General features: G+C 34.0%; 11 protein-coding genes. 1 reads left to right on the forward strand and 10 read right to left on the reverse strand.

What is annotated here, in order from left to right; all coding sequences use genetic code 11:
* Positions 1-11: 11 nt before the first annotated feature.
* From HC728_RS15520 to HC728_RS15535, 4 genes are all read right to left on the reverse strand, one after another.
* Positions 12-1,703, reverse strand: coding sequence for a GGDEF domain-containing protein (locus HC728_RS15520; RefSeq protein ID WP_065639845.1), 1,692 nt, complete (start codon positions 1,701-1,703; stop codon positions 12-14).
* 51 nt (positions 1,704-1,754) lie between these two features.
* Positions 1,755-2,144 carry a toxin-coregulated pilus protein TcpH gene (gene tcpH, locus HC728_RS15525; protein WP_012535119.1) on the reverse strand — a complete coding sequence of 130 codons (390 nt, stop codon included), beginning with the start codon at positions 2,142-2,144 and terminating at the stop codon, positions 1,755-1,757.
* On the reverse strand, positions 2,141-2,752 hold the full coding sequence (tcpP, locus tag HC728_RS15530) for a toxin-coregulated pilus transcriptional regulator TcpP (protein WP_155654987.1): 612 nt from the start codon (positions 2,750-2,752) through the stop codon (positions 2,141-2,143). The genes tcpH and tcpP overlap by 4 nt, the downstream gene beginning before the upstream one ends.
* A gap of 311 nt (positions 2,753-3,063) precedes the next feature.
* Positions 3,064-3,687, reverse strand: coding sequence for an outer membrane protein (locus tag HC728_RS15535; RefSeq protein WP_005422614.1), 624 nt, complete (start codon positions 3,685-3,687; stop codon positions 3,064-3,066).
* Positions 3,688-4,310: 623 nt separating this feature from the next.
* On the opposite strand from HC728_RS15535, the gene HC728_RS15540 reads away from it, so the two are divergent.
* Positions 4,311-4,976: a DedA family protein gene (locus tag HC728_RS15540; protein WP_011263333.1), complete on the forward strand. Its 666-nt coding sequence runs from the start codon at positions 4,311-4,313 to the stop codon at positions 4,974-4,976.
* Between the two features lie 73 nt (positions 4,977-5,049).
* Here the strand turns inward: HC728_RS15540 and gnd are convergent, their stop codons facing one another.
* From gnd to HC728_RS15570, 6 genes are all read right to left on the reverse strand, one after another.
* Positions 5,050-6,498: a decarboxylating NADP(+)-dependent phosphogluconate dehydrogenase gene (gene gnd, locus HC728_RS15545; protein WP_065597529.1), complete on the reverse strand. Its 1,449-nt coding sequence runs from the start codon at positions 6,496-6,498 to the stop codon at positions 5,050-5,052.
* A 36-nt stretch (positions 6,499-6,534) separates the two neighbouring features.
* Entirely contained in the window at positions 6,535-7,257 is a 723-nt protein-coding gene (pgl, locus tag HC728_RS15550; RefSeq protein ID WP_005422610.1) for a 6-phosphogluconolactonase, read from the reverse strand.
* Positions 7,254-8,756, reverse strand: coding sequence for a glucose-6-phosphate dehydrogenase (gene zwf, locus HC728_RS15555; RefSeq protein ID WP_065604587.1), 1,503 nt, complete (start codon positions 8,754-8,756; stop codon positions 7,254-7,256). Before zwf ends, pgl begins: the two co-directional genes overlap by 4 nt.
* A gap of 137 nt (positions 8,757-8,893) precedes the next feature.
* On the reverse strand, positions 8,894-9,940 hold the full coding sequence (locus HC728_RS15560; RefSeq protein ID WP_190395724.1) for an HlyD family secretion protein: 1,047 nt from the start codon (positions 9,938-9,940) through the stop codon (positions 8,894-8,896).
* Positions 9,941-9,945: 5 nt separating this feature from the next.
* On the reverse strand, positions 9,946-11,259 hold the full coding sequence (locus HC728_RS15565) for a glycosyltransferase (RefSeq protein ID WP_190395725.1): 1,314 nt from the start codon (positions 11,257-11,259) through the stop codon (positions 9,946-9,948).
* Positions 11,259-12,608, reverse strand: coding sequence for a hypothetical protein (locus HC728_RS15570; RefSeq protein WP_065604584.1), 1,350 nt, complete (start codon positions 12,606-12,608; stop codon positions 11,259-11,261). Before HC728_RS15570 ends, HC728_RS15565 begins: the two co-directional genes overlap by 1 nt.
* Between the last annotated feature and the right edge of the window lie 126 nt (positions 12,609-12,734).

Genomic DNA, 12,734 nt, shown 5'->3' on the forward strand with positions numbered 1-12,734 from the left:
CCTAGTAGAACTCACTGTAATTTTCTGCTTTTGTCGGCATACATTTTTTCATCCGCACAGTTAATCGCAATTTCCATACCTTTTGATAAATCTTCAATACCGTATGAAAATGACAAGTCTATATTGTTTGATTTAAACAGCTTTTCGACTTTATTCCTTATCAGATTTAAGCGACTTTCAAATGTATGTCGATCATCCCATTGAGTAAAAATCAAGAATTCATCACCACCGTATCTAATGATAAGATCTTCCTTTCTTAATTCATGTTTTAAATACATAACAAATTTACTTAAACAATCGTCACCTAACTTATGACTGAAGTTATCATTAACCTTTTTAAACCCATCCATATCAATGAAAGCAACCATGTTAAATTGGTTCATGTAGTAGCTGTTCAGAATGGTTCTATCAAAACAATCTGTTAATGCATCCCTAGGAAACGAATCCCTATCGTCTTCATCATAAACGATTGTAATTATTAGTGTTTTTCCATAGTGGTTAATTTTCTGCCTAAACGTATAATACGATTTAGTTTGCCCATCAAAATCGACAACTTCTCTTACCGCTAAGAAGTTGGATTTTGATTCAATCAACTCCTTATCTATTGCAATACAACCTTCGTATTGTTCAAATTTTTCATAAATGCTTTCTAAAGGCATCCCTACCAAGTCCACATTCATAAAATTAATATGAGCTTGATTATTGAATAAAGCATTACCTTCAGAATCTCGGATTATGACTAAGCGACTCATACAATTAAGATATGATTTGAAAAACAAATTTTCGGGACTATTCGGGTTAAGCGCTATCTTATTGTATTTCTTTAGTATGCTTTTTTTTACTTCTGTTATTGTTAAACTATCATAAACCTTAGAACCAAGATTATTAAATGTATCTACAGAGTGAATATCATTAATTAACTGTGCGCACTCATTATCGTTATCGGTTTTGATCAATTCATAAATTAATTTTTCTAACAATAACTTAGGTTCATGTTTTTCTTCTTTATGAGGTTCCGGTGTCGCTATTGGTAAGTCAAACAAATTCATTGGTTTATAAAAATAGTATCCTTGATATGATATTTTTTTACCCAGTGATTCAATTAAATTAACTTGTTTTTTATTCTCAACTCGCTCAATAACAATATTGAAATTACTGATGTCTTCTAATTCATCTAACGTATATTTTAAATGCCTAAACTTATAAAAATTGTTTTCAATATCATTAACTAAAGAACCATCAACTTTTATTTCATCAAGATCTAATGACAATACTTGCTCAATATCTGAAAAGCCTTTACCAAAATCATCTAAAGAAAACTTAACACCTAATGATTTAAGTATTTCCATCGATTCTTTAACGCGTTCTAAAGATAAATAACTGTCATTTTCAGTTATCTCCAATGTTACATTAGGTTCATTTTTCAGTAACTTAGCTGTTTTATCAATAAAATAATCTGATTCTAAACTCTGTATCGAAATGTTTATAGATACCGGAAAAGAGCAACCAATGTTTTCATGATATTCCCTTCTATCTGATAATACTTTCCTTATTATTGTATAATCAAACAAAGGTTTATTTGTTACCATTGAAACGTAGCTCTCAATATTTGTAACACCAGGAACTCTTAGTAAAGCTTCAACACCGATAATACTTCCATTCTGTACTTTTGGTTGATATAAGAAAGAAATTGTTGAATTCAATTATGTACCCTAAACACACTCTATAAATAACAATCAAATTATTGATAATAATTAATTATTGTATTTGCAAGAAAAACCAATTTTTTTGAGACTACCACTTCCTGCTGGAAGTGTTACAAAACAAGAATCACCTAATGAATATATATTTAAAATATAATAATTCGTTCCATCATATGCATATAATTTACCTTGAGATAAATTATAATCAACAAAATACTTTGTTGCGGTACTTGTTGCAGGAACAGCTATATCATCACTGTACTTAGTATTAACTACATTGACAGAATCTAAATACTTTTCATATTTTACATAGTTAACTTGTTTTTCATTTATTGTTATTGTTCCAACTAAATCTACTCGATAAAATTTATGCCATATTATTATTATGAGTAAATTAATTACAGAAAAAACAATTAGTGTTTTCGATATTTGACTTTTCATATTTTACATCGAGCAATTTTATTTTTAAGATTCAATTCGCACTCTTGGTCTTTAGTTTTAATTAAAAATTTATCTTCAGAGATTTTAATTAAATCAAAGTCTTTGATCTTTTTTATCTCTTGCAAAGGAATCAGATCGTAAAACACATGTTTTTCTATACAGAATATTAATGCTGAACTAGATAAAATGAAAATGATGATCGAAAATACAAAAATAGATGTTTCTTTTAGTTTAGAATACGACGTTTTTTTCTCTGTACATTGTATGCTATTTGAACTTATTCTAATCTCTTCTACATTGTTTATTTTGTAACCATTACCTTTTACATTTTCGATAACATGTCTATTCGTGTCTTTTATTGATACTCTTGTTCTTTTAATTAACTGAGGAATGCTTTCATTTGATATCCACTGAGTCCCCCAAAGTACATCTTTAATATGTTCATTTTTACAAATAGAAGGATGTTCTTTAATTAACAAAGTCAGAATTGCAGAAACTAAAGGCGTTGTTGAACCATATTCATTATTACCATTAACTGCATCTTCTAGCGTATCGTACAATTTTTTTGTTGCTGGATCCCAATAGATTTCATTGAGTTTAAAAACCATATCATCCTGACTTAACAGTTATCGAATTAAATACAAGCCATAAATAAACCTATTCATCTTTATTGTCAATATATTGAGACCAACTTATCTATATTCGTTAACTTTGTTCAAAACCAAAACCAATAAAAAACAAAGTATAAACACAAAGAGAACAAACATAATACAGAAATGCTGTTTATACTTAATTTTTGAGCAAATATAGGGTAGCCTATTTCATAACTGAAATAGGCAATACCCTACTTCATTGTTAATTAGTTTACGTCTTATTTACAAGGTATAATCTAAACTAAAAAAAATAAGACTATAAATAATTAGAATGAATAACCCATACCAATATACATAGTACTCACCGATCCTACATTTGTGTAGTCCGACAATTGATGGTTATTTGGTTTATTCGTAAACTCTGCTAAGTCATCACCAAAGATATGCTCGAAGCTAGCATTAATCGCAAAGTTATCTGTAATGTTATACGACGCACCTAAACCGATTTTTGGCAATACTTTTGATTCTTTTTTATTAAAAACGTTTACATTACTTGTTAGCTCTTGAACTGTATAAGCTGCACCCGCTTTACCAAAAATACTCCATTTCTTATTGAAGTTATACTTTGCTACACCTAATGCAGCAATGTTGTAGCCATCATAGTCAAACTTCAAATTTTCAAAACGATTTTCATTTGTTGCATAAGTCGAATAGCTCACTTCTGCACCGTATTGAAATTTATTATTCATTTCAGAGTTAAATAATAGACCAGTATTCAGGCTCCAAGCCAACTTCCCTGATTCTTGAGAATAGTTCATGTTGTCAATATCAGCATCTGGTGAAGTAATACCACCAATACCTATATTTCCCCCGATATAAGGCATCATTTCAGCTGAAGACGATACAGAAAAAACACCAAATACAAACGCAGCTAAATATATTTTTTTCATCTTTTTATTTCCGGTAGTTAATGATTAACACTACTTAATGCTCTCTTCATTAATTTGAAGTAAACATGGTTATATGAAACAAAATCTAACTACCAATAAATCTATTATTATTGATTTGATTAATTGGTTTAGTTAGGTGAGAGAAATATACTCCATACGAATAATCAATCAAATTATACGTAATTACTTAGTTAATTATATTGCTAGAATTAGGGAAAACAGTTGAAGAATAATTACCTACACAACAAAAACTATCAAATACAAACACTTAGCTCACACTCGATATTTATATAAAAATATATTTTTTGATATTATATGCAACATTGCATTGCATATAATAATTATCATTAATTTTATTTCTAAAAACGAAGATATAAAAACAGTTAATTTTCGATAAGTGCCTCTATCGCTTCACCAAAAATGTAAACCTACTATCTATTGGTAACAATTTACGCACATTTGTAAGGAAATGTTGACCCAACTTGTTGAATCATCTAGTTTATCTACCTTATGTGAACTTTTTATGACAGTGAAAATTCTTAGTGACTTTATCTATCACTTACCTTACTCTCGACCTATCTGTCACAACAAGTTTCGGCTTAATTTTCGTCTGGAGAATGACGATGTTTGATTCATTTATTTCGATTCTAACGGCTTTATGGCAACAAGATTTCACAATTCTACAAAACCCAGCAAGTATGACGATGATCTACTTTTGTTTGATTCTATTTATTTGGTTAGAAAGTGCTTTTATTCCAGCTGCACCACTACCTTGTGATAGTGTTGTTATTCTTGCAGGTTCTCTAGCTGCTGCTAATGTAATTAGCTACCCTGTAATTGTTGCTGGTCTTATCATGGCCGCGGCAATTGGTAGTCAATTAGCTTTTATACAAGGTCGTTGGTTGCATAAGTTTCCAACAATTCAGAAATGGATTAATGCAGTTCCACCACACAGATTACAGACAGTTGACTCTTTGTTGACTAAACATGGGCTAATTGCTCTTTTTGTAGCTCGTTTTATTCCTGTTGTTCGCCCTCTTCTACCGTTAATGATGGGACTACGAATGCAACAAGCTGCTCGCTTCCATTATTTTGCTTGGATGAGCGCTATTATTTGGATTTTATTACTAACTGGTTTCGGTTATTCATTATCATTTTTACCGGAAAAACTGTCGAAATATATCACCATGGCACTAATGGCAGCACCAGTCATCACACTGGCGATTGCAGTATGTAGCTTTATCAGTGGTTACTGTTTAAAAAAATACCGTCGTAAAAAAATCTGTTAAATTAATTCAATATAAAAAGCCCCTAACTCATACAAGTTAGGGGCTTTTTTATTTTATTGATGAAAGATAACAGCTACGAATTATACGTTGTCGACGATACATCACCGCCTTTACCTGTCCAATTCGTATGGAAAAACTCACCTTTTGGTTTATCTACACGCTCGTAAGTATGAGCACCAAAATAATCACGTTGCGCTTGCAGCAAGTTTGCAGGAAGACGAGCTGTTGTATAACCATCAAGGAAAGTCAATGCTGATGTCATTGATGGCATTGGGATCCCTACTTCCATCGATTTTGCCGCTACTTTTCTCCATGCAGACATACTATTTTCTAGAATACCTTTGAAATAGCTATCTGAACCTAAAAAAGAAAGTTCAGGATCAATATCGTACGCATCACGAATATTACTTAAGAATGCAGAACGGATAATACAGCCACCACGCCACATCAATGCCACGTTACCGTAATTTAGATCCCAACCATTCTCGTTTGACGCTTCACGCATCAACATAAAGCCTTGTGCGTATGAGATGATTTTTGATGCTAAAAGTGCTTGGCGTAATGCTTCTATCCAGACTTGTTTATCACCTTCAACAATTGATTTTTTCTTACCAAATAACTCTTCAGCTTCTACACGTTGATCTTTTAATGATGATAAGCAGCGTGCAAATACAGATTCTGTAATTAGCGTTAATGGAATACCCATATCTAATGCATTTATTCCTGTCCACTTACCTGTGCCTTTTTGGCCCGCAGTATCAAGGATTTTCTCCACTAATGGTTCACCGTCTGTATCTTTATAACCTAAGATGTCTGAAGTGATTTCTACTAAGTAGCTATTTAGCTCGGTTTTGTTCCACTCAATAAAAACAGACTGCATTTCATCGTGCGTCATACCAAGGCCATCTTTCATGAACTGGTATGCTTCTGTGATAAGCTGCATATCACCATATTCAATGCCGTTATGAACCATTTTTACAAAGTGACCAGCTCCATCGTTACCAACCCAATCACAACAAGGCTCATTATTTTCAGTTTTCGCTGAAATAGCTTGGAAGATTGGTTTAACAAATGGCCATGCTTCAGGTGAACCTCCTGGCATAATTGAAGGACCAAAACGAGCACCTTCTTCACCACCTGAGACACCAGAACCAATAAAGTGAATTCCTTTCTCTTTCAGTGCAGCAACACGACGGTTAGTATCTGGGAAATTTGTATTACCACCATCAATGATGATGTCGCCTTTATCTAATAAAGGAACCAACTTATCGATAAATGAATCAACAACATCACCAGCTCGTACCATTAGCATAATTTTGCGTGGTGATTCTAATTTATCGACTAACTCTTGAAGGGAATATGCACCAACAATATTTGTCCCTTTTGCAGGACCTTGTAAGAACTCATCTACTTTTTCAGCAGTTCGGTTATGCGCTACCACTTTATAACCGTGATCGTTCATATTTAGAATTAGGTTCTGGCCCATTACTGCAAGACCAATTACGCCAATATCGCCTTTCATATCTTTACTCCAAAAATTTGCGTTATGCTCGAACTTCTATTTATTAATAATGCGAGCCGCTGCATCTATATCTAAAAACCATTCAGTTTCACCCAACGCTGAGTGAATTTTTGCTGCCGGGTATGGCAACTCATTTGCCGGTTTAGTATGAATTTCTTGAACAATTTCAGCTTTACCACTACCTAACACTAGATAGCTAATACGTTTAGCTGCTTCTAATACTCTTGCTGTCTTCGATACTCTTTGTTGTCCTGACTCTGGGTGAGTCGCAATAACGGCTAAGTTTGTATCGTTATAATCTGTCTTATTAGGAAATAATGATGCCGTATGACCATCTGCTCCTACGCCTAATAAAATCCAATCAAAAACTGGGGTCCCATTTTCTAACGGAATCAATTCTCTCATCTCATTAGAAAAGCGATTCACTTCTTCTAGAGGTTCATTCTCGCCTTCAATACGATGAATATTTTCTAGTGGAATATCGATACGAGAAAACAATAATTCATTTGCTTCTCCATAATTACTCTCTGGATCAGTAGGAGTAACACAACGCTCATCCCCCCACCAAAAATGAAGATTATTCCATTGAATATTTTTAGCATAAGTCTCTGATGCTAAAAGTGAAAAAAGCATCTTTGGTGTGCTACCACCCGATAATGAAATGTGAATAGGCTTTCCTTGTTCACCTAATTGCTTTAGCTCATCGGCTAGCGTTGTCACTACATCTTGTGGTGTTTCAAATATTTTATGGTTAATCATAATTCACAGTAATCCGTATCTGTTAAGTTCTTACAAGGAAAACGCCACTTTCTATTATCACGTTCCAATAATTGATCGGCTTCTTTTGGTCCCCAAGTGCCACACGCATAGCCAAATAAAGCTTGTGGATCTTGTTTAAAATCGAGTATCGGTTGAACAAATTTCCAACATGCATTTACCGCATCACTTCGTGCAAATAACGTAGCATCACCATTTAACGCATCTAATAGCAAACGTTCATAGGCTGTCAGCATTTGTGTCTCTGCCAGTGATTGATAATGGAAGTCCATTGATACATCTTTCACATTAAAGCCTGAACCTGGCTCTTTCAAGCCGAAACGCATTTGAATACCTTCGTCAGGTTGAATGCGGATCACTAATTTATTTTCAGGAGCATTTTCTGCAAACGCTGGATGTGGCGTCTTTTTAAAATGAACAACAACTTCTGTTACACGGGTTGGAAGGCGTTTACCAGTACGAACATAAAATGGTACCCCATTCCATCGCCAGTTATTGATAAACATTTTTAAGCCAACATAGGTTTCAGTACGAGAATCATCAGCAACACCCTGTTCATCACGGTAACTTGGTAAGAACTTTCCTCTTACTTCAGATTCAGTATATTGACCTAATACAAGGTTATTACGTAGATCTTGTTCTGTCAGTGGTTGAAGACTTTGTAGTACTTTAGCAATCTCATCACGCATCGAATCCGCATTAATTGCTGAAGGCGATTCCATTCCAACCATTGCTAATACTTGTAGCAAATGATTTTGGAACATATCACGCATTGCACCAGAACCATCATAGTAACCACCACGCTCTTCTACTCCAAGAAACTCAGAGCCTGTGATCTCGACATAATCAATAAAATTACGGTTCCACAGAGGTTCAAACATCACATTTGAAAAACGCAGTACTAATAAGTTTTGAACCGTTTCTTTACCAAGATAATGGTCAATACGATATATCTGATGCTCTTCAAAATATTGATGAATTTGTTTACCAAGTTCTAGTGCTGACGCCAAATCGTAACCAAATGGTTTTTCGATGATTAAGCGTTTCCAGCCATTAGATTCATCATTTAATCCATGAGCAGCTAAACACGATGGGATCACGCCATAAAGACTTGGGGGTGTTGCTAAGTAAAAAAGTGTATTTTGTTGTTCTAATTGGTATTTATCAGCAAGTTGGTCTAATTTACACGCCAATTTTGAATATTCATCAACGTCTGATGTGTTCAGTGCTTGGTAATGCAAATGATGGCAAAACGCATCTAAAATTTCAGGTTCCGTTTTCTCTAACTCTCTTAATGATTGTTTCATTTTTTCTCTATATGACTCGTCATCATATTGAGTTCGGCTTACGCCTAAAATGGAAAACGTAGAAGGAAGTTGATTACTGGCATACAAATGATATAAAGCCGGGATCAACTTTCGATAAGTAAGATCGCCCGAAGCGCCAAAAATTACGATGGTATTGTTGTCCGAAATTGTCATTATTTTTCTATCCGATACACAGCAAAGTATCTTTGTATAATAAGAGCAACTTCTCTTTATTACTAATCAGTTTTAGTTATTGTATTGATAGGTAAAAACTAACGTTGTTCATTAATTATACTAACTTGATAAAAATACTAAAAATACACCTCTACAGGCATACCTTCTACCCACTCTTTTTCTAATAAACCACCTAAAAACGTAATTTTAACTTTGAGTAAAGCTTTAGCTCCTTCAAAAGGTTTTGCTAACTGAATAGGAAGTTTTGAAGTTAAACCAATAGCAGATGACACTCTCGCTTCTACTTTTTTACCATTAGGAAGTTTAACCGTTACTAATGCACCTAATTTTGCTTTTTCAATGTGCTTAGGGTCTAAATAACTAATAACATAAGGAGCAACATCTGGTGATACTGTAACTAAAGGGTCACCAATGCTGATCTGTTGTCCTTTCAAGGCATTAATATCAATCACCAACCCCATATATGGTGCTCTAATTGACAATGCATCAAGTTGATTTTTTTTCGTTGTTAATGCTTGATTTAATTCGCGAGTAACCTGAGCAACACCTCCAGCTAGTAAGCGTTGTTTTTGTGCGATTTCAGCTTGATTCAATGCGATATAAGCATTAGTAAGGTTATTTTGCGCGGTGTTATAAATACCAACAATTGCGGCATAATCCACTTGTGATACTTTTCCCTCTTTTGCGTATTGATCATAATTGACTTTGATTTTCGTTATCTTTTTTAAATTCAGCTTTGCTGCCCCAATAGCACTAATATACGGACCAAAATCTTCTGTAATTTTTTGCGTTTGCTCTTGGTATAATTGCTCTAATTCATTTTCTATAAATTCAATTTCTTGCTCTAAAATGGGCGCATCCAACTCCATTAGCAATTGGCCTTCAAGAACAAACTCACTGTCTTTCACATCAATTAACTTTACTGAGCCATTTTGAGATGCTGTGATGTTCACTGGTCCTGTAGTGATTATTCCAGGAGCTACAGTAAATAAATGTTGTTTTGCAAAGGTATAAATCATAAAAAATATAGGACTAAGAATAATTGCGAGTATCAAATACCATCTAAAACGATACGCTCCACGTTTTTCCATTCCATACAGCACTTTCATACCGTTGTCTGAGGTCGGTTTATTCTTTTTTTCTAAATGAAATTTAACATCCATAATCGTTAAAACCTCTTACCACGTTTGAGTACCCACCATGGAGCCATACTTGACTCCTCATGACTTCGTCTAACAATTTCATTTATCATGGCAAATGCAGTAACAAACCGCATAAACAAAGCATAGAATGGATATATCAATAACCATAAAAGCATTTCACGGTCTTCTTGGATCCGTTCGGAAATCAAGCTGAGATAGATAAGAAAGGTCATGGCAATGAATACCAAATAAATGACGTATAAACAGCTTAGGACTGCGAGAACCACTGTTGTTGGATAAAATATAAATATATAAAAATTAAACAGTGTCATTAATACCGGTAATAATACCGCTTGTAAAACACCATAAACTAAGGTGTAACCAAAACTTCCCCATCCATACAATTTTGGGCGTAACCCATGTTTATGTTTTCGTAAATACACAAACAGAAGATCGCCATCCCAACGTAATCTTTGGCTCATTAAACCTTTAAATGTATCTGGTACATCAGTATGTCCAATCGCTCTAGGAGAAAAGTTAAGCCGAGTTCCTGGGTATCGTTTTTTGTATTGTTTTAAACGAATCGTTAAATCAAGATCTTCTGCTGTATGTGTATTCCAGCCACCGACCTGTTTCAATACTGAACGTCTAAAACCACCAAATGCCCCAGAAATATTATTCAATAAGCCCCATGTTGCCATTCCTGTTTTACTGCTCTGCATCGACATCATATATTCGAGTGACTGCATTTTTGTCCAAAAACTGCTCTCTCGATTTCTTACCCTTAACGCACCTCCACAAGCAATAACATTAGGGTTTGCAAATGTTCGCGCCATTTTAAGAGCCATGTTGTTATCAAAAGAGGTATCTCCATCCACATTGATAACCAATTCATGTTTTGCTTCTGATAGCCCAGCATTAAGGGTTGATACACGTCCACCACGCTGCCATTTAGGAAGAATTTTAATGGTTTTATTCGGTATGTTTTTGTATTTTTTAATCAAAGAAATGGCTGTTCTATACGTCTCTTTATTCTCCTTTGCACCATCAATCACAACTAAGATTTCAATGTAGTTTGGGTAGATTTGCTCAACCAAAGTAGCAATGGTTTTTTCTATCTCTTTACCTTCTGCATAACAAGTAACAATAAAACTGATTGATGGGTGTGCATGTTTTCTTACTTCATTCGCTCCCCATGACCAATGCAAAATACCAATAAAAATGAGCAATAAAAGCGGGACTTCAACGAGTAATAATATAGGCAAAAAGGTTAGCATTAACTCCCAATATGTCGTCAACGTACCTGTTATTAAATAAAGAATATATTGAAATTCAGCCATCATATATCCTTAAGCAAATCAGCTAACCATACTGAAGCACTATTACTCAATGAAGGGGCAGGCAATTCCCAAATGTACAAATGAAGAGTCACCAATTCAGACTCAATATCACTGGCAATATTGGCGATTTTATCTTCAATAATTTTATGTGAGCTTCTTGGTGTCATTGGCATAAGAAGTAACATCAGTTCTGAATTGTATTGACAGCAAATGTCTGTATCTCTCAGCAACCCATTAAAATGAGATGATATTTCATCGATTAACTGTATCCGCTTTATCTCACCAAACTCTTTTGAGTAGCTATCAATTCCGGATAATTGAACCCCTAATAATAAATGGTGCTGTTCATGTCTTATTGCTAGCTTATTTATCCATACCAACAAATTATGAAATGAATTTTGGTCAATTAACCCGTTAAGTGAGAGTGCTTGCTCTATCGGTCGACAACCATACATCATAAGACCTTTAACCTGCTCACCCACTTTAAATTGATTAATTGGTCTTGCTATTAACTCACTGGTTTCATTCATATGGAAACAAGAAAGACATCGAACTCTCACTACCGATTCTGAAAATGATAACTGACAATCTCGACATTGATAGCGCTCCAACGGTCTATCATAATCAACACCAATATGACGTAACTTAGTAAAACAATTTGGGCACTGAAGTTTGTCTTGTTTAACAAAACGTTGCTCTTTACCCACATGACCACAAGTGAAACAATGCAGTGATAATATCTCTTCGATGTTTGTACTCTTACAGTCGGGGCAAGTCTCAATGTAATTTAAATGTCCGCTATGACAAGATGAACATAATCTTATTTTATCTACGGTATTAAGCTTTTCTAAATACCCTCTTTTTTCCTCTAATTGAAAATAATGATAAGGCTCATAATCCTCACCAAAATAACAATGTAATAAAGGATAATAATAGAGTTCTCTTTTCTCACTTTGGCATAAAGGCAATAAACGCCGATCCAACCCAAGCCATAACCACGCCAGTAATTTATCTGTTGGTTCTTCTTCAATAAAAGATAATTTACTTTGATGCTGTTTCCATTGATCTTTAATCTTGAAGGGATCAAAAATGCCATCAGAGAGGTATTCAGTTAATGTACTCTCTTGCAAAACATAGATTTGGCTATTCCAGAGTGGGAAATCTTGATGTAAAGAGAGTAATGCTTGATTCTGTTTTTTAGGTTCTAAAGCTAAAATTATTACTGAAGGAGAATCTAATGTTAATTCATCTAAATTATTAACATATATAAAATCAAGGTCCTGACAATTAATTGGAATATCATTTCCAATAACATACATTGAAATACGATTATTATCATGTATATCCATATCTAACCTCTATCAATATGAATTAATTAAATTCTATAATGCCTTTCCCTATTGCTTATATACCTAGTTTAAATATCCTATAAGTATAGTTAGGAATTTTTAAATCACATAAAAAAAGCCCTCAGA

The organism is Aliivibrio sp. S10_S31, assembly GCF_014694495.1.
Classification (GTDB): domain Bacteria; phylum Pseudomonadota; class Gammaproteobacteria; order Enterobacterales; family Vibrionaceae; genus Aliivibrio; species Aliivibrio fischeri.